This is a genomic window from Bradyrhizobium sp. th-b2 (assembly GCF_000426785.1).
GTDB classification, from domain to species: Bacteria; Pseudomonadota; Alphaproteobacteria; order Rhizobiales; family Xanthobacteraceae; genus Bradyrhizobium; species Bradyrhizobium septentrionale.
In genome coordinates this window covers 70,248-89,090 of record NZ_AUGA01000001.1, presented here as the reverse complement: position 1 = coordinate 89,090, position 18,843 = coordinate 70,248, and the positions used below count along the sequence as shown (strand labels likewise).

General features: G+C 65.5%; 14 protein-coding genes. 8 read left to right on the top strand and 6 right to left on the bottom strand.

Annotation, left to right across the window (positions count from 1 at the left end):
• The first annotated feature begins 26 nt into the window (after positions 1-26).
• The 3 genes from K359_RS0100340 to K359_RS0100330 are packed head-to-tail and all read left to right on the top strand — an operon-like array spanning position 27 to position 3,900.
• Positions 27-2,114 (top strand): M3 family metallopeptidase, encoded by a 2,088-nt coding sequence (locus K359_RS0100340; RefSeq protein ID WP_029077537.1) that lies wholly within the window; start codon positions 27-29, stop codon positions 2,112-2,114.
• A 23-nt stretch (positions 2,115-2,137) separates the two neighbouring features.
• Positions 2,138-2,764 (top strand): DUF1007 family protein, encoded by a 627-nt coding sequence (locus K359_RS0100335; protein WP_029077536.1) that lies wholly within the window; start codon positions 2,138-2,140, stop codon positions 2,762-2,764.
• A complete protein-coding gene (locus tag K359_RS0100330; protein ID WP_029077535.1) occupies positions 2,755-3,900 on the top strand; it encodes a nickel/cobalt transporter in 1,146 nt (381 codons plus the stop codon). Before K359_RS0100335 ends, K359_RS0100330 begins: the two co-directional genes overlap by 10 nt.
• A 148-nt stretch (positions 3,901-4,048) precedes the next feature.
• Here K359_RS0100330 and K359_RS0100325 read toward each other — a convergent pair whose 3' ends face one another.
• The gene (locus K359_RS0100325) at positions 4,049-4,447 is read right to left on the bottom strand and encodes an MAPEG family protein (protein ID WP_029077534.1); all 399 of its coding nucleotides are present in this window, start codon (positions 4,445-4,447) and stop codon (positions 4,049-4,051) included.
• Positions 4,448-4,550: 103 nt separating this feature from the next.
• Here K359_RS0100325 and hemH point away from each other — a divergent pair, with 103 nt between their 5' ends.
• The 3 genes from hemH (at position 4,551) to K359_RS0100310 (ending at position 7,308) form a co-directional block, all read left to right on the top strand.
• Positions 4,551-5,588: a ferrochelatase gene (hemH, locus tag K359_RS0100320; RefSeq protein ID WP_029077533.1), complete on the top strand. Its 1,038-nt coding sequence runs from the start codon at positions 4,551-4,553 to the stop codon at positions 5,586-5,588.
• Between the two features lie 230 nt (positions 5,589-5,818).
• Positions 5,819-6,820: an SPFH domain-containing protein gene (locus K359_RS0100315; RefSeq protein WP_029077532.1), complete on the top strand. Its 1,002-nt coding sequence runs from the start codon at positions 5,819-5,821 to the stop codon at positions 6,818-6,820.
• A gap of 41 nt (positions 6,821-6,861) precedes the next feature.
• The gene (locus tag K359_RS0100310; protein ID WP_029077531.1) at positions 6,862-7,308 is read left to right on the top strand and encodes an NfeD family protein; all 447 of its coding nucleotides are present in this window, start codon (positions 6,862-6,864) and stop codon (positions 7,306-7,308) included.
• Here the strand turns inward: K359_RS0100310 and K359_RS0100305 are convergent.
• A complete protein-coding gene (locus K359_RS0100305; protein ID WP_029077530.1) occupies positions 7,305-7,640 on the bottom strand; it encodes a helix-turn-helix domain-containing protein in 336 nt (111 codons plus the stop codon). The two genes, K359_RS0100310 and K359_RS0100305, sit on opposite strands and share 4 nt — an antisense overlap.
• Positions 7,641-7,729: 89 nt before the next feature.
• Here K359_RS0100305 and K359_RS0100300 point away from each other — a divergent pair, with 89 nt between their 5' ends.
• The gene (locus K359_RS0100300) at positions 7,730-8,269 is read left to right on the top strand and encodes a carboxymuconolactone decarboxylase family protein (RefSeq protein ID WP_029077529.1); all 540 of its coding nucleotides are present in this window, start codon (positions 7,730-7,732) and stop codon (positions 8,267-8,269) included.
• Between the two features lie 114 nt (positions 8,270-8,383).
• Here K359_RS0100300 and K359_RS0100295 read toward each other — a convergent pair whose 3' ends face one another.
• Positions 8,384-9,394 (bottom strand): SIS domain-containing protein, encoded by a 1,011-nt coding sequence (locus tag K359_RS0100295; protein ID WP_029077528.1) that lies wholly within the window; start codon positions 9,392-9,394, stop codon positions 8,384-8,386.
• Between the two features lie 246 nt (positions 9,395-9,640).
• Here K359_RS0100295 and K359_RS0100290 point away from each other — a divergent pair, with 246 nt between their 5' ends.
• Complete coding sequence (locus tag K359_RS0100290) at positions 9,641-11,323, top strand: outer membrane beta-barrel protein (RefSeq protein WP_084518225.1); 1,683 nt, start codon at positions 9,641-9,643, stop codon at positions 11,321-11,323.
• Positions 11,324-11,391: 68 nt separating this feature from the next.
• On the opposite strand, the gene K359_RS0100285 is transcribed toward K359_RS0100290, so the two are convergent.
• The 3 genes from K359_RS0100285 to gltB form a co-directional block, all read right to left on the bottom strand.
• A complete protein-coding gene (locus K359_RS0100285) occupies positions 11,392-12,090 on the bottom strand; it encodes a haloacid dehalogenase type II (protein ID WP_035975763.1) in 699 nt (232 codons plus the stop codon).
• A gap of 228 nt (positions 12,091-12,318) precedes the next feature.
• On the bottom strand, positions 12,319-13,776 hold the full coding sequence (locus K359_RS0100280; protein WP_029077525.1) for a glutamate synthase subunit beta: 1,458 nt from the start codon (positions 13,774-13,776) through the stop codon (positions 12,319-12,321).
• Positions 13,777-13,913: 137 nt separating this feature from the next.
• Positions 13,914-18,689, bottom strand: a complete 4,776-nt coding sequence (gene gltB / locus K359_RS0100275; protein ID WP_029077524.1) for a glutamate synthase large subunit — start codon at positions 18,687-18,689, stop codon at positions 13,914-13,916.
• Positions 18,690-18,843 lie beyond the last annotated feature (154 nt).

Here is an 18,843-nt window from a genome sequence, read left to right as displayed (position 1 = left end):
TTTCAAGGCGAAAAACGGGACATTCGATGTCAGAAACCAGCGCAGAAGCCGAGGTCCAGAATTTGGCCAACCCCCTCCTGAAGGCATGGCAGACGCCGCTCGAGACGCCGCCCTTCGCCGAGATCAAGCCGGAGCATTTCCTCCCCGCCTTCGAGCAGGCCTTTGCCGACCATTCGGCTGAAGTGGCTGCGATCACCCATGATCCGGCGCTGCCCGACTTCGACAACACCATCACGGCGCTGGAGCGCTCCGGCAAGCTGCTGTCGAAGGTCTCCGCGGTGTTCTACGACCTGGTCTCGGCCCATTCGAGCCCGGCGATCCTGGAGATCGACAAGGAGGTGTCGCCCCGGATGGCGCGGCACTGGAATCCGATCATGATGAACGCTGTGCTGTTTGGCCGCATCGCCATGCTGCACGAGAAGCGCGCTTCGCTTGGCCTGACCGGCGAGCAGATGCGGCTGCTGGAGCGCACCTATACCCGCTTCCACCGCTCCGGCGCCGGGCTCGACGACGCGGCCAAGGCCCGCATGGCCGAGATCAACGAGCGGCTCGCCCATCTCGGCACCTCGTTCAGCCACCATCTGCTCGGCGACGAGCAGGAGTGGTCCATGGAGCTCGGCGAGGACGACCGCGCCGGCCTCTCCGACACATTCGTGGCGGCCGCCAAGGCCGCGGCGGAAGAGCGCGGCATGCCTGGCAAGGCGATCGTGACGCTGTCGCGCTCCTCGGTCGAGCCGTTCCTGCAGAGCTCCGACAGGCGGGACCTGCGCGAGAAGGTCTACAAGGCCTTCACGGCCCGCGGCGACAATGGCAACGCCAACGACAACAACGCGACCATCGTGGAAATCCTTTCGCTGCGCGAGGAGACCGCGAAGATCCTGGGCTTCCCAACCTATGCCGCCTATCGCCTCGAGGACTCCATGGCCAAGACGCCGGAGGCGGTGCGCGGCCTCTTGGAGCGGGTCTGGAAGCCGGCGCGGGCGCGGGCGCTCGCCGATCGCGACGCGCTGCAGGCGCTGATCACTGAGGAAGGCGGCAATTTCACCCTGGCGTCCTGGGACTGGCGCTACTACGCCGAGAAGCTGCGCCAGCGCCGCGCCAATTTCGACGATTCCGCGATCAAGCCCTATCTGGTGCTCGACCACATGATCGAGGCCGCCTTCGACTGCGCCACCCGCCTGTTCGGCGTCACCTTCGAGGAGCGCAAGGACGTGCCGGTCTGGCACCCGGACGTCCGGGTCTGGGAGGTCACGGGCCGCGACGGCAAGCACAAGGCGCTGTTCTACGGCGACTACTTTGCGCGGCCCTCGAAGCGCTCCGGCGCCTGGATGACCTCGCTGCGCGACCAGCAGAAGCTCGACGGCGCCGTCGCGCCGCTGGTCATCAACGTCTGCAACTTCGCCAAGGGCGCCGACGGTGCGCCGTCGCTGCTGTCGCCCGACGACGCGCGGACCCTGTTCCACGAGTTCGGCCATGGCCTGCACGGCATGCTCTCCGACGTGACCTATCCGTCGCTGTCGGGGACATCGGTGTTCACCGACTTCGTCGAGCTGCCCTCGCAGCTCTACGAGCACTGGCAGGAGCGGCCCGAGGTGCTGCAGCGCTTCGCCCGCCACTACCAGACCGGGGAGGCGCTGCCGGACGACCTGCTCAAGCGCTTCCTCGCGGCGCGCAAGTTCAACCAGGGTTTTGCCACCGTGGAGTTCGTCTCCTCGGCGCTGGTCGACCTCGAATTCCACACCCAGCCGGCGGCGGCGAGCCGCGATATCAGGGCCTTCGAGCAGAAGGAGCTGGAAAAGATCGGCATGCCCGCCGAAATCTCGCTGCGGCACCGGCCGACCCAGTTCGGCCACATCTTCTCCGGCGACCACTATGCGTCGGGCTACTACAGCTACATGTGGTCGGAGGTGATGGACGCCGACGCCTTCGGCGCCTTCGAGGAAGCCGGCGACATCTTCGATCCGGCGACCGCCAAGCGGCTGCATGACGACATCTATTCGTCGGGTGGCTCGCGCGATCCGGAGGAGGCCTATGTCGCCTTCCGCGGCCGCGAGCCCGAGCCGGATGCGCTGTTGCGCCGACGCGGTCTGCTTGAAACGCCCGAGGCGGCCTGAAGGTGCGGCTCGCCTTCAACCGCCTGATCGCTTGGCTGGTGCTTGCGGTGTGCGTCGTGCTCGGCACGGCGGTCGCCGAGGCCCATCCCCATGTCTGGATCACCGCCCGGAGCGAGCTGATCTACGCGCCTGACGGCACCATCACCGGGGTCCGCCACGCCTGGACCTTCGACGACATGTTCTCGACCTACGCGCTGCAGGGCCTCGAGACCAAGGTGAAGGGCGCCTACAGCCGCGAGGAGCTGGCGCCGCTGGCCCAGACCAACGTCGAATCGCTGAAGGAATACGCCTACTTCACCTTCGCCAAGGGAGACGGCAAGAAGCAGAAGTTCACCGAGCCGGTCGACTACTACCTCGAATACAAGGATTCGGCGCTGACGCTGCACTTCACCCTGCCGGTCAAGGCGCCGTTCAAGGCCAGGCAGCTCTCGCTCGAAGTGTTCGACCCGACCTACTTCATCGACTTCCAGTTCGCCGAGAAGGAGCCGGTCAAGCTGGTCGGCGCCGCGGCCGACTGCAAGCTGCAGTTCGAGCGGCCGAGTGACGGCACCGCTGCCGCAGCGAAGCTCGGCGAGCAGAACTTCCTCGACGGCAATGCCGGCAACTTCGCCATGATGTTCGCTAACAAGATCACGGTGGAATGCCCATGACGCCGATCGTCTCCCGCGTGATGCGGGGCCTTGCCGTTTCCGCTGCCGTGGTCGCTGCGATGGCGCTGCTCGATGGCGCGGTACATGTGCTGCTGGCGCAAAATCCGTTCGGGGCGCCGCGCGCGGCGGAGCCGCAGGGCGGGCTGGTCGGCTGGCTGCTGGCCAAGCAGTCGGAGTTTTATCGCGAGATCTCGCAGACCATCCGCGCCGCGAAATCCGACGGTTCGGCGGTCTGGACGTTGCTTGCGATCTCCTTTGCCTACGGGGTCTTCCACGCCGCCGGCCCCGGCCACGGCAAGGCGGTGATCTCCTCCTACATGGTCGCCAATCGCGAGACTGCGCGACGGGGCATCGTGCTGTCGTTCGCCTCGGCGCTGATGCAGTCGCTGGTCGCCGTTCTCGTCGTTGGCGTCTGCGCCTGGCTGCTCAATGCGACGGCGAAGACCATGTGCGGGGCGGAGAAGGGGATCGAGATCGCAAGCTACGCGTTGATCGCGGCGTTCGGAGCCCGGCTGGTCTGGGTCAAGGGCGGCGGCTTCTTCCGCGCGCTCCAGGTGCCGCGCCCGGCGCTGGCGATGGCCGGTGCGCAGCAGCACGATCATGGCCATGGCCACCATGACCACGACCATGGCCATGATCACCATCATCGTCACGCCCAAGACCATGCTCATGACGATCGCGGCCATCATCACCACGATCACCATCACGGCCACGATCACGGTCATGACGCGCAGCATGTCCATGACGAGCATTGCGGCCATTCGCACGGGCCGACGCCAGCCGAGCTCGCCGGTCCCGGCGGCTGGCGGCGCGGCCTCGGCGCGATCCTCACGGTCGGGATCCGGCCCTGCTCGGGCGCGATCCTGGTGCTGGTGTTCGCGCTGGCGCAGGGCCTGTTCTGGGCCGGCATTGCCGCGACCTTCGTGATGGGGCTCGGCACCGCCATCACGGTGGCTGCGATCGCGCTGGTCGCGGTGTCGGCGCGCGGCCTGGCGGAACGGCTGAGCGCGGCGCGCGACGGCGGCGGCATGGTCATCATGCGCGGCCTGGAGTTCGCCGCCGCAGGCCTGGTGCTGCTGTTCGGCCTCGGGCTGCTGCTCGGCTATGTCGCGGCCGAACGGGCGACGTGCCTTTAGGGCTCTAACTCCAAGTGATCCGTCATCCTGAGGAGCCTGCGCAGCAGGCATCTCGAAGGATCGACGGCCACCGGCCGGGCCGTGCATCCTTCGAGACGCGCGCAAGAGCGCGCTCCTCAGGATGACGGGAAGGAGACGGAATTCAGGCTCAACTCGTCAGGTATCCCCTTATCGCCGGCAGGAAGAAGATCGCGATGTTGATCGCAAAGCCGATGCTCCAGAGGATCGAGCGCAGCGTCGGGCGGTTGCCGATGTAGGTGAAGACGTAGGCGATCCGCACGATCAGGAACAGCACCGCGAGCTCGTCGATCAGCCGCAGCGGGCCGACGCGGAATTCGGCGAGCAGCACGGCGAATGCAAAGAACGGGAAGGCCTCGATGCCATTCTGGTGGGCGCCGAGCGCCCGCGCGCGGATCGGGTCGTCGTAGAAGTCGGGATCGCGCGGCTTCGAATTGTCGAACCCGCGGATGCCGGCCCATTTCACCGACACGATCGTCAGGAGCGAGAGCATCAGCGTCCCGAAGACGCACCATTCGGCGATCGTCATGGTTCCTCCCCATATTCCGGACGGGAACGTAGCCAACCGGCACTCGGCTTGACAAGGTTGGAGCAACGCGCGAAGCCCAAAGGACCCCAAGCGCAAGGCCATCATGAGTACGGTCATCCCCTTCGAGAGCGCGAAGCCTGCCGCGGCGCCGAAGCCGGAACGCGTCGGCGTGCTGCTGGTCAATCTCGGCACGCCGGATACCGCGGATGCCACGGGCGTGCGGGTCTATCTGAAGGAATTCTTGTCCGATCCGCGGGTGATCGAGGATCAGGGCCTGCTCTGGAAGCTGATCCTCAACGGCATCATCCTGCGCGTCCGCCCGGCCCGCAAGGCGCAGGACTATCTGAAGATCTGGAACACCGAGAAGAACGAGTCGCCGCTCAAGACCATCACGCGCTCGCAGGCCGACAAGCTCGCGGAGGCGATCGCCGATCACGACCATGTCGTGGTGGATTGGGCGATGCGCTACGGCAACCCCTCGATCAAGCAGCGCATCGAGGCGCTGGCGGCGCAAGGCTGCGGCCGGCTGCTGCTGGTGCCGCTCTATCCGCAATATTCCGCTGCGACGTCGGCGACCGTCTGCGACGAAGCGTTTCGCGTGCTGGCCGCCATGCGTGCGCAGCCGATCCTGCGGGTGACGCCGCCCTATTACGATGACCCTGATTACATCGAGGCGCTCGCGGTCTCGATCAATGAGCATCTCGCGACGCTGTCGTTCCAGCCCGAGATCATTGTCGCCTCGTTCCACGGCATGCCGAAGGACTATGTCGACAAGGGCGATCCCTATCAGGCGCATTGCATTGCCACGACCAATGCGCTGCGCAAGCGGCTCGGGCTCGATGCCAACGGGCTGATCCTCACCTTCCAGTCGCGCTTCGGCAATGCCGAGTGGCTGCAGCCCTATACCGACAAGACGGTCGAGAAGCTCGCCAAGGACGGCGTGCGGCGCATGGCCGTGGTCACGCCCGGTTTCTCCGCGGATTGCCTGGAGACGCTGGAGGAGATCGCGCAGGAGAACGCGGAAATCTTCCGCCACAATGGCGGCGAGCAGTTCGCCGCCATCCCCTGCCTCAACGACAGCGACGGCGGCATGGACGTGATCCGCCAGCTGGTGCTGCGCGAGCTGCAAGGCTGGATTTAACAGAGCTGGATTTAACAAGGCCGGATCTAGCAAGGCTGGATCTAGCAAGGCCTTGGCCTGATTGTTAACGAACCGTGACACCGGACACGGCCATTCGCATACATCTGGTCATCCGACAACAGCTTCCTATGTGCTAGGGAGAACAACCGCCGGCTGAACCGGCGGAGCGGTCCTGCCGACCAATGCACGGACCGTGCCTGGCGATGGTCTCGCGGGCCCTGGAGGACTTTATGACTGGCTTCGATATTTTCGCGATCGCGCTTGTTCTTCTCGTCATCGTCACGCTGTTCGCCGGGATCAAGACCGTTCCGCAGGGCTATGACTGGACCATCGAACGGTTCGGCAAATACACCCGCACGCTGTCGCCCGGCCTCAATCTGATCGTGCCCTATTTCGATCGCATCGGGCGCAAGATGAACATGATGGAGCAGGTGATCAACATCCCCGAGCAGGAGGTGATCACAAAGGACAACGCCACCGTGACGGTGGACGGCGTCGCGTTCTTCCAGGTGTTCGATGCCGCGAAGGCGAGCTACGAGGTCGCCAATCTCAACCAGGCGATCATCGTGCTGACCATGACCAACATCCGCTCGGTGATGGGCTCGATGGATCTCGACCAGGTGCTGTCGCATCGCGACGAGATCAACGAGCGGCTGCTGCGCGTGGTCGACGCCGCGGTCTCGCCCTGGGGCCTCAAGGTCAACCGCATCGAGATCAAGGACATCGTGCCGCCGGCCGACCTCGTCGAGGCGATGGGCCGGCAGATGAAGGCCGAGCGCGTCAAGCGCGCCGACATTTTGCAGGCCGAGGGCCAGCGGCAATCGGAGATCCTGCGCGCCGAGGGCGCCAAGCAGGGCCAGATCCTGCAGGCCGAAGGCCGCAAGGAGGCTGCGTTCCGCGACGCCGAGGCGCGCGAGCGTTCCGCCGAGGCCGAGGCGAGGGCAACCCAGATGGTCAGCGATGCCATCGCCAAGGGCGACGTGGCGGCGCTGAACTATTTCATCGCCGACAAGTACATCAAGGCGTTCGGGCAACTGGCCGACTCGCCGAACCAGAAAATCATCATGTTGCCGATCGAGGCGACCAGCATCCTCGGCTCGCTCGCCGGCATCGGCGAGATCGCCAAGGCCACCTTCGGTGAGAGCGCTGCCTCCGCCGCGGCCGCCGCGCGGCGCGGCTCGGTGCCGCCGGCAGGTCCAACACCGCCACCGCCGGTGCCGCCGCAGCGGTGAGGGCATGACGGCATCACGCCCGCAATGATAGAGGTCATGTCATGGCCGAGATGTTTTCGACATTGGGTACCTGGAACTGGCTGATCTTCGGCTTCATCCTGATGGCGCTGGAGCTTGCGGCGCCAGGCGTGTTCCTGTTCTGGCTCGGGCTCGCGGCGCTGCTGGTCGGGCTGTTGTCGTTCGTCTTCACGCCGTCCTGGCAGACGCAGCTCCTGATGTTCGCGGTGTTTGCTGCGCTCGCGGTGCCGGTCTGGCGGCATTTCGCCAGGGGCGCGACCGAGGCGAGCAAGAGCAATCCATTCCTCAACCGCCGCAACGAAGCCCTGGTCGGCCGCGAATTTACGCTGGAGAAGCCAATCGTCGACGGCTCAGGCACGGTGCGGATCGACGACACGGTCTGGCGCGTCGCCGGCCCCGATGCGCCGGCCGGCAGCCGGGTCAAGGTGGTCCGCGCCGATGGCGCGAGCCTAACGGTGGCTGGGGTCTAGCAGGCGCCCTGCTTGCTCCATCGCTCGGCGAAGCGATTGAGTGGCGTGAAGGTCTGGAATAGCTCCCTGCCGAGTGCGGTGAGGCCGTAACCATCGTCCCTCAGTTCGACGAACCCTGCCTCGCGCAGCTCGGTCAATCGCGTCTGCAGGATCGTCGGTGAGGCCTCGTCGCAGGCGGTGCGCAGCGCGCGCGAGGTCAGCGCGGTCTCGCGCAGCTCCCAGATGACGCGCAAGGTCCAGCGCCGTCCCAAGAGATCGAGCAGCGCCATGATCGGGCGGCCGCTCCGCGAGCCGCGAACGCCCGGTCTTGCGGCGGGAGCCTGCTTTGCCATGTCGCGAATCCCTTCTGAATCCCGCTTGCGTCGATCGCTACAGATATTGTAGCGTGATGCTACAGTAAATGTAGCAAGGAGATCGAGCCATGTCACGTATCGCGCCGCTCGATCCGCCCTATGCGGCGGATGTTCAACAGCATTTCGACCGCATCATGCGCGGCAAGCCGCCGCTGGTGCTGTTCCGCATCATGGCGGGCCATCCGCGCGCCTGGGAGAAGTTTCGCGACGGCAGCCTGCTCGACCGCGGGCCGCTGCCGTTGCGGGAGCGCGAGATCGTGATCGACCGCACCTGCGCGCTCAACGCTTGCGAATATGAGTGGGGCGTGCATGTCACGGCGTTCAGCGCCGCCGCGGGGCTGTCGGAGCAGCAGGTCGACGCTACCGTGCGCGGCAAGGCCGACGCCGATTGCTGGTCGCCGGCCGAACAGGCGATGATCGCGGCGGTCGACGCGCTGCATGCGCGGGCGACGCTTGATGACGCCGAGTACGCGGCGCTGTCGGCGCATTATGATGACAATCAGGTGCTGGAGATCATCCTGCTATGCGGCTTCTACCGCACCGTCTCCTACCTCGCCAACGCGCTGGCCCTGCCGCTGGAGGCGACCGCGGCGCGGTTTCCGAAATAATCGCTGTCATTCCGGGGCGATGCGTAGCATCGAACCCGGAATCTCGAGATTCCCCGATGCGCAATTGCGCATCTGAGGTTCACGCTTCGCGTGCCCCGGAATGACGGAGGGAAATTACGCCACGCCCGCGCGCAGCAGATCGTGCAGATGGATGATGCCGACCGGCTTCTTCGCATCAGTCACGATCAGCGTGGTGATCTTCGAGGCGTTGAGCAGCTCAAGCGCTTCGCCGGCCAGCGTGTCGCGGCTGATCGTCTTCGGCGTCTTGGTCATGACCTCGTCGACGGAAAGCGCCAGAAGGTCGGGTCGACGCAGCTGCCGGCGCAGATCGCCGTCGGTGACGATGCCGACGAGATGGCCGTGGCGGTCGACGATGCCGACGCAGCCGAATCCCTTCGAAGTCATCTCGACCAGCGCATCCGACATCTTGGTGCCGAGTGGCTTCAGCGGCAGCGCGTCGCCGCTGTGCATCAGGTCGCGGGCATATTTCAAGAGCGCGCCGAGCTTGCCGCCCGGATGCAGCACGCTGAAATCGGTCGAGGTGAAGCCGCGGCCTTCGAGCAGCGCGATCGCCAGCGCATCGCCGAGCGCCAGCATCATCAGCGAGGAGGTGGTCGGCGCGAGGTTGTGCGGGCAGGCCTCGCGGGCCTTGGGCAGCGTCAGCTGCACGTCGGCGGCCTTGCTCAGCGTCGAATCCTTGTCGGCGGTCATCGCGATCAGCGGAATGCCGAAGCGCGCGGCATAGGCGATCAGATTGCGCATCTCCGGCTGCTCGCCGGACCATGACAGCGCCAGGATCACGTCATCGACGGTGATCATGCCGAGGTCGCCGTGGCTCGCTTCGGCGGCGTGCACGAAGAACGAAGGCGTGCCGGTCGAGGCGAAGGTCGCGGCGATCTTGCGGCCGATATGGCCTGATTTGCCGAGCCCGGTGACGATCAGGCGTCCCTTGGCCTTGCCGATCAGCTCGGCCGCCGCCGCGAACGGCGCGCCGAGGTTGGACTTCAGGGCCGCGGAAAGGGCTGCGACGCCGCTTGCTTCGGCATCGAGGGTGCGGAGCGCCGATTGAATGGCGCCGTCATCGGGGCCGGATGATTTGGTCATCAGCGGTTTCGGTTTGGCCATTTCGCATTCCAGGGGAGGGGTTTTGCACCCGGGCGTCTCCCTTAGCACGTTCGATTCCGCGATGCGACGCGCGGCGGCCGATCCTCAACGGGTCATTAACCATAATTGTTTTAACTCCATTAAGGACGTTTTCCGCCGCCCGGCGGGATGCGTACGTCAAGTACATGAATTCGTTGGAGTATTTCCATCGTGTGGCGGCGGCCAGCAAGCGGCCCAAATCGGCGCGGACGCTTCGTTCGCGTGGTTTTGCCATGCCTTGCGCTGACCGCGGCCACCGGGCTCGCCAACGCCCAGACCGTGACGCCGGATCTGTTCAGCCCGAGCCGCCAGAGCCAGGTGATCACACAGGATTCGCCGCTGCGCCGGACCACGGCCGAGGCGCTCGATCCGCTCAACGGCTTGAGGCTGCCGGATGCCGATCGTGACCGGCGTTCGTCGTCTTCATCGACATCAACGTCGCAGCGGATCGGGCAGGTCCCGACCTACGGCCTCCCCGCTGCGAACGGCGCCGCGACGTCGGGCTATGACTCGCTCAACCGCAAGCGCCTGAAGCCGAAATATTATCCGGGCCAGGCCAAGCCGAAGCCGCCGCCGGGGCCCGGCTCGCCGGTGCCCACGCCGCCGCCGCTGAGCGCGAGCGGTCAGTTGCGGCTGTCGATCCCGCCGTCGGAAACCGCCAGCAAGCCGCCGCTACCGCCGGCGATGGCCGGCACCATCGTCGGCCAGCCGCCGCGCAGGCGGCTCAGGATCGACGACGATCCGTTCGGCGCGGTCGGCGATTACGCCGGCTCGTTCATGGTCAAGACTGCGGTCGAGGTGATGGCCGGCTACGACACCAACCCCGGCCGTCTCTATTCGCCGCAGGGCAGGGCGTTCTACATGGTCGCGCCGGAATTCCTCGCGGTATCCGACTGGGAGCGTCACGCCATCGTCGCCGATTTGCGCGGCTCGTTCACCGGCTACGGTTCCCAGCTGACGCCGAACGCCGACGGCACGCCGTTGTCGGCGCCGCTCGACGTCGACCGTCCGAATTTCACCGGCCATATCGACGGCCGTCTCGACGTCTCCAGAGACACGCATTTGTTGGGGCAGGCCCGCCTGCTGGTCTCGACCGACAATCCCGGCAGCCCGAACGTGCAGGCTGGCCTCGCCAAATATCCGATCTACACCACGGTCGGCGGCACCTTCGGCATCGACCAGCATTTCAACCGCCTGCAGGTCTCGCTCGGCGCCACCGTCGACCGTACCGATTACCAATGGTCCAAGCTCACCGACGGCACCTCGTCGTCGAACGACGACCGCAATTTCACGCAATATGGCGGCGTCGGCCGCGTCAGCTATGAGCTCAATCCGGCCGTGAAGGCGTTCGTCGAGGTGGAGGGCGACAGCCGCTTCCACGATCTCTATCTCGACCGCTCCGGCTACGCGCGCAACTCCTCGGGCGGTTATGCCAAGGTCGGTACGTCGTTCGAGTTCACCCGGCTGCTGTTCGGCGAGGTCTCGATTGGCTATGCCAGGCGCGACTATGTCGACCCGCGGCTTAGCCCACTCGAGGGCCTGCTCACCACCGCCTCGCTGACCTGGACCGCGACGCCGCTGACCACGGCCAAATTCTATTCCGACACCCAGCTCGGCGAGACCACGCTGCCCGGCACCTCGGGCGTGCTGTCGCGCACCTACACCGTCGAGGTCGACCACGACTTCCGCCGCTGGCTGACCGGCATTGGCAGGTTCACCTACGGCACGCTCGACTACCAGGGCGACAACCGCAACGACACCATCTACTCGGTGTCCGGCGACCTGATCTACAAGATGACCCGCAGCCTCTGGATCAAGGGCACCCTGCGCCGCGACTGGCTGGATTCGAACCAGCCGGGACAGAGCTCGGCATCGACGGTGGTGATGCTCGGCGTGCGGGTGCAGAACTAGCTTAGCGCGCGTCCGCTTGCGCCGCGATCATCCTGGGACCCGCATAGCCGTTATCGTCGCGCACGGTGTCACATCCAGCCGGCAGCGCGCAGCAGCTCGGGCACCCTATCGAGCGCTCTGGCCGTTGCGTTGGGCACATAGTCCGGCAAAGGCTGCCGGCCCGTGCCGCGATCGATCCAGATGGCCCGAAAGCCGAGTTCGCGAGCCGCCGCGAGGTCGAGATGCGGGCTGGCGCAGATGTGCAGGAGCCTGTCCTTGCCGACGCCGATGGCGTTCCAGGCGTGTTGAAATATCCGCGCGGACGGCTTGTAGGCTTCGGCCTGCTCGGCGGTGATGACGCGATCGATATGGCCACCGAGTTGCGCGACGTTGCCGGCGATGATCGCATCATCGGTGTTGGAGATGATCGCGAGCTTAAAGCCCGCGGCCTTGAGGCGGCCCAGCGTCTCGACCACTTCCGGGAAAGGAGGCATCGCGCTGATCGACGATATCAGAATCTCCGCCTGACTGGCGTCGAAGGGCAACGCCAGCTCCGCCATCGTCAGGCGCAACGCTTCAGTACTGACTTCCTTGAAAGACAGATGCGGGCGCTGCTGCTCCAACCGATGCTCATGGCGGTCGTAGATCGCCAGGAGCTTATTTGGATCGACCCGTCCTCCGCTGCCGGAAAGGATGCTGCGAACCGCAGCACCCAGACCTTCGTCCCATTGGATCAGCGTCCCGTAGCAATCGAAGGTCAGCCATTCCGGCCGCGGTCCTGCCAGCATCGTTTCAATTCCTCGCCGTGGGCGGCGATACTGACAGCTGTAACGGGCACGGTGAAATTAATTGAGCCAATGACACCAATTAAGAATGCAAATGGTATCGATGCCTCCGGCTTTACCCTGCCGCGGCGTCAGAATATCCAGCAGGCGCCTCTGGAATACTGGATCGCCCGCTTTCGCGGGCGATGACAGTTGCGTTTGTGAGATGCGGTTCGACGAGACTGCCGGTCCTTATCCCGGCAAATCCGTCTTCCCCATCAGGAAGCCGTCGATCGACCGGGCGCACTGGCGGCCTTCGCGGATTGCCCAGACCACCAGCGACTGGCCGCGGCGCATGTCGCCGGCGGAGAAGATTTTTGCGCGCGAGGTCTGGTAGTCGTGCAGGGACGCGCGCACGTTGCCGCGCTGGTCGAGCTCGACGCCGAGCGTCTTGAGCAGGCCCTCGTGCACCGGATGGACAAAGCCCATCGCCAGCAGCACGAGTTCGGCGTCGAGCGTGAACTCGGTGCCGGGCAGCGGCTTGAACTTGTCGTCGACCTTGACGCAGTGCAGCTTGCTGACCTTGCCGTCCTTGCCTTCGAACTTCGTCGTCAGCACCGCGTATTCGCGCACCGCGCCCTCGGCCTGGCTCGACGACGTCCGCATCTTCAGCGGCCAGTTCGGCCAGGTCACGCCCTTGTTCTCGTGCTCGGGCGGCGCCGCCATGATCTCGAGCTGGGTCACGGACAGCGCTCCTTGCCGGAACGAGGTGCCGATGCAGTCCGAACCGGTGTCGCCGCCGCCGATCACGACGACATGCTTGCCGCCGGCGAGGATGTCGGCGGTGCCGTCCAGCGGCTCGCCGGAGACGCGGCGGTTCTGCTGCGGCAGGAAGTCCATCGCGAAGTGAATGCCGGCGAGGTCGCGGCCGGGGATCGGCAGGTCGCGCGGGGCTTCCGCGCCACCGGTCAGCGCCACCGCGTCATACTGCTTGGCGAGTTCCTGCGGATCGATCGCGCCGGGCGTTGAGCCACCCACCGCCTTGCCGTAGTGGAAGGTGACGCCCTCGGCTTCCATCTGCGCCACGCGGCGGTCGATGATGTTCTTCTCCATCTTGAAGTCGGGAATGCCATAGCGCAGCAGGCCGCCGGCCTTGGCGAACTTCTCGTAGACATGCACCTCGTGGCCGGCGCGCGCGAGCTGCTGCGCGCAGGCCATGCCGGCGGGACCGGAGCCGATCACGGCGACCTTCTTGCCGGTCTTCTGGGGTGCGATCTCCGGCTTCAGCCAGCCATTGTCCCAGGCGCGGTCGACGATCGCGCATTCGATGGTCTTGATGGTGACCGGGTTGTCGTCGATGTTGAGCGTGCAGGACGCCTCGCACGGCGCCGGGCAGATCCGGCCGGTGAACTCGGGGAAATTGTTGGTCGAGTGCAGATTGCGCGACGCCTCTTCCCAGTTGCCCTGATAGACGAGGTCGTTGAAATCGGGGATCTGGTTGTTGACCGGGCAGCCCGGCGTGCCCGGCGCGGTCGAGCCGGTGCCGTGGCAATAGGGGATGCCGCAATTCATGCAGCGCGCGGCCTGGTCGCGGGTGTCCTTCTCGCTCAGCGGAATGACGAACTCGTTGAAGTTCTTGAGCCGCTCGGCAACCGGCTCGTACTTGCGGTCATGCCGCTCGATCTCGAGAAAACCTGTGATCTTACCCATTGAAACCCGATGCCCCTGCATCTCAGTTGTTCCGTCATTCCGGGCTGCGCCGCGAGGCGCAGACCCGAAGGTCCCGAAGTCGGTTGGCGAGATTCCGGGTCCGCGCCTCGCGCGCCCCGGAATGACGCCTGGTGATATTACGCGCCGATCGCGATTTTCGGCTCGGCGTCGGCGTTCGCCTTCATTTCCTTCAGCGCGCGGCGGTACTCCACCGGCATCACCTTGCGGAATTTCGGCAGCCAGGTCTTCCAGTCGGCGAGGATCTCGGCCGCCTTCTTCGAGCCGGTCAGCTTGGCGTGACGCGTGATCAGGACATGCAGTCGCTCCACATCGGAGTCGAGCAGGTTCTGGAACACGTCGACCCGGCCATGCGCCTCGAGATCGCCGGAGTGGTGGTAGGTGCCGGCGTTGATCAGCTCCTCCGACAGTACCGGCTCGAGCTCGACCATCGACAGGTTGCAGAGTTTGGCGAAGTCGCCGCTCTCGTCGAGCACATAGGCGATGCCGCCGGACATGCCGGCCGCGAAGTTGCGTCCGGTCTTGCCGAGCACCACCACGATGCCGCCGGTCATGTATTCGCAGCAGTGATCGCCGGCGCCTTCGACGACCGCGACCGCGCCGGAGTTACGCACGGCAAAACGCTCGCCGGCGATGCCGCGGAAATAGCACTCACCCGCGATCGCGCCGTACATCACGGTGTTGCCGACGATGATCGATTCCTCCGGCACGATGCCGGAGTTCTTCGGCGGCTTGACGATGATGCGTCCGCCCGAGAGACCCTTGCCGACATAGTCGTTGCCTTCACCTTCGAGATCGAAGGTGACGCCCTTGGCGAGCCAGGCGCCGAACGCCTGTCCCGCGGTGCCCTTCAGGCTGACATGGATGCTGTCGAGCGGCAGGCCGGCATGGCCGTAGATCTTGGCCACCGCGCCCGACAGCATCGCGCCGGCGGAACGGTCGGTGTTGTTGATCTCTTCCTCGATCCTGACCGGCGCGCCGCGATCGAGCGCGGCCTGCGCCTTGTCGATCAGCCGGCGGTCGAGCACGGCGTCCAGATGGTGGTTCTGGGTTTCCGAGTGATAGATCGTCTGGCCCTTCTCCTCCTTCTGCCGCACGAACAGCTTGGAGAAATCGAGGCCCTTGGCCTTCCAGTGCGAGACCAAAGCGGTCTGGTCCAGCATCTGGACCTGGCCGACCATCTCGTCGAACGTCTTGTAGCCGAGCTGCGCCATGATCTCGCGGACTTCCTCGGCGACGAAGAAGAAGTAGTTGATGACGTGCTCGGGCTGGCCGGTGAAGCGCTTGCGCAGCACCGGATCCTGGGTCGCGACGCCGACCGGGCAGGTGTTGAGGTGGCACTTGCGCATCATGATGCAGCCCGCCGCGATCAAGGGCGCGGTGGCGAAGCCGAACTCGTCGGCGCCGAGCAGCGCGCCGATCACGACGTCACGGCCGGTGCGGAAGCCGCCATCGACCTGGACCGCGATGCGGCTGCGCAGCCGCTGGCGCACCAGCGTCTGATGGGTTTCGGCAAGACCGATTTCCCACGGCGAGCCGGCATGCTTGATCGAGGTCAGGGGCGAGGCACCGGTGCCGCCCTCGAAGCCCGCGATGGTCACATGGTCGGCGCGCGCCTTGGCGACGCCGGCGGCAACCGTGCCGACGCCGACTTCCGACACCAGCTTGACCGAGACCTGGCCGTCAGGATTGACGTTCTTGAGGTCGTAGATCAGCTGGGCGAGGTCTTCGATCGAGTAGATGTCGTGATGCGGCGGCGGCGAGATCAGGCCGACGCCCGGCGTCGAATGCCGCACGCGGGCGATGGTCGCGTCGACCTTGTGGCCGGGCAGCTGGCCGCCTTCGCCGGGCTTGGCACCCTGCGCCATCTTGATCTGCATCATGTCGGAATTGACGAGATATTCCGTCGTCACGCCGAACCGGCCCGAGGCGACCTGCTTGATCGCCGAGCGCATGCTGTCGCCGTTTGGCAGCGGCTTGAAGCGGTCGGATTCCTCGCCGCCTTCGCCGGTGTTCGACTTGCCGCCGATCCGGTTCATCGCGATCGCGAGCGTGGTGTGCGCCTCGCGCGAGATCGAGCCGAACGACATCGCGCCGGTCGAGAACCGCTTGACGATGTCCTTGGCCGGCTCGACGTCCTCGAGCTTGACCGGCTTGCGCTTGTCGTCCTCGGCGCTCTTGATCCGGAACAGGCCGCGCAGCGTCAGCAGACGCTCCGACTGCTCGTTGAGGATTTTTGCGAACGCCCGGTAGCGCTCCAGCGAGTTGCCGCGCACGGCGTGCTGCAGCGTCGAGACCGATTCCGCGGTCCAGGCATGGTCCTCGCCGCGGGTGCGGTAGGCATACTCGCCGCCGACATCGAGCGCGCTCTTGTAGATCTGGCCGTCACCGAACGCGTCGTCGTGACGACGCACGGTCTCTTCCGCGATCTCCGCGAGGCCGACGCCCTCGATCCTTGTATGGGTGCCGGCAAAATACTTGGCGACGAAGTCCGCCTTCAGGCCGACCGCGTCGAAGATCTGCGCGCCGCAATAGGACTGGTAGGTCGAGATGCCCATCTTGGACATCACCTTGAGCAGGCCCTTGCCGATCGACTTGATGTAGCGCTTGACGATCTCGTAGTCGTCGAGTGCTGCGGGCAGCCGGTCCTTCATCGCGAGGATGGTTTCGAACGCGAGGTAGGGGTTGATTGCTTCGGCGCCGTAGCCGGCGAGACAGGCGAAGTGATGCACCTCGCGCGGCTCACCCGACTCCACGACCAGTCCCACCGAGGTGCGCAGGCCGGTGCGGATCAGATGATGATGCACGGCGGCGCAGGCCAGCAGCGACGGGATCGGGATCCGGTCGGTGCCGGTCATGCGGTCCGACAGGATGATGATGTTGATGCCCTCGCGCACCGCGCCCTCGGCGCGTGCGCAGAGCTCGTCGAGCACCTGCTCCATGCCCGCCGCGCCGAAGCCGGCATGGAAGGTGGTGTCCAGCGTGCGCGACTTGAAGTGGGTCTCGGCGACGTCGGAAATCGAGCGGATCTTCTCGAGGTCGGCGTCGGTCAGGATCGGCTGCCGCACTTCGAGGCGCTTGGTCGAGGCCAGGCCCTGCAGGTCGAACAGGTTCGGCCGCGGCCCGATGATCGAGACGAGGCTCATCACGAGCTCCTCGCGGATCGGGTCGATCGGCGGGTTGGTGACCTGCGCGAAGTTCTGCTTGAAGTAGGTGAACAGCTGCTTGGGCTTGTCCGACAGCGCCGAGATCGGCGTGTCGTTGCCCATCGAGCCGGCGGCTTCCTCGCCGGTGGCTGCCATCGGCGTCATCAGGATGGTGATGTCTTCCTGGCTGTAGCCGAACGCCTGCTGGCGATCGAGCAGCGGCAGGTTGGAGCGCACGCCCTTGGCCGCCGCATCCGGCAGCTCCTCGAGCTGGATCTGGGTGCGATGCAGCCAGTCGCTGTAGGGATGGCTCTTGGCGAGATCTGCCTTGATCTCGTCGTCCGGAATCAGGCGGCCCTGCTCAAGGTCGACGAGCAGCATCTTGCCGGGCTGCAGCCGCCACTTGGTGACGATCTGGTCCTCCGGAATCTTCAAGACGCCCATTTCGGACGCCATCACGATGCGGTCGTCCTTGGTGACGAGATAGCGCGCCGGACGCAGGCCGTTGCGGTCGAGCGTGGCGCCGATCTTGCGGCCGTCGGTGAAGGCGATCGCGGCCGGGCCGTCCCACGGCTCCATCAGCGCGGCATGATATTCGTAGAAGGCGCGGCGCTGCTCATCCATCAACGGATTGCCGGCCCACGCTTCCGGAATCATCATCATCACGGCGTGCGGCAACGAGTAACCGCCCTGCACCAGGAATTCGAGCGCGTTGTCGAAGCAGGCGGTATCGCTCTGGCCTTCATAGGAGATCGGCCAGAGACGGCTGATGTCCTTGCCGTAGGCTTCGGAATGCACCGAGGCCTGCCGCGCCGCCATCCAGTTGACGTTGCCGCGCAGCGTGTTGATCTCGCCGTTATGGGCGATCATTCGGTACGGATGCGCCAGCGACCAGGTCGGGAAGGTGTTGGTCGAGAAGCGCTGATGCACCAGCGCCAGCGCGCTGTCGAAATCCGCTTCATGCAGGTCGGGATAGTACTTGCCGAGCTGGTCGGCCAGGAACATGCCCTTGTAGATCACGGTACGGCACGACAGCGAGCACGGGTAATAGCCCGCCATGCCGCGGTCGCGGCGCTGATAGATCGCCTGCGAGATCGACTTGCGCAGGATATAGAGCCGGCGCTCGAAATCGTCCTCGGTCTTGGCGGCGCCGTTGCGGCCGATGAAGACCTGCATGTGATAGGGCTCGGTCGGCTTCACGGTGACGCCGAGCGAGGAATTGTCAGACGGTACATCGCGCCAGCCGAGCAGCTTGAAGCCCTCGTTCTTGATCTCGTCGGCGATGATGCTCTTGATCACGTTCCGCCACGCGGCATCGCGCGGCATGAACAGCGCGCCGATGGCGTATTCGCCGGGCTGCGGCAGCTTGAAGCCGAGTTCGGCGGTCTTGCGCGCGAAGAAGGCGTGCGGGATCTGCACCAAAATGCCGGCGCCGTCGCCGGCGCGCGGGTCGGCGCCGACGGCGCCGCGATGTTCGAGGTTGCACAGGATGCTCAGCGCGTCGGAGACGATCTGATGCGACTTCTGGCCCTTGATGTTGGCGATGAAGCCGACGCCGCAGGAATCCTTTTCCAGGCTGAGGTCGTAGAGGCCTTCGGCTTGCGGACGCCAGGTGTGCAGCTCGGGAGTGTGCGGCCCAAAAGACGCATCATATAAGGCGTCATGCGCGGCATCAGCGGCTTTCGAGTCCGCGGTCGCCGACAGCGTACCTGCCACGATGATTTCGCGCTCGAATTCCGACCCGCTCATGTGTCCTCTCCCTTGCGTCAGGGGCCTCACCGTATTTGGCGCACCTTGGACGTTGCGGCACCCACCGGGCCACCGCTCGTCCGCCGCGAGCCGCATTTTCCTAAATTCAGACGTCGGGCGTTTCAACGTCCCCTGCGGAACGGCCCTGCCTGCA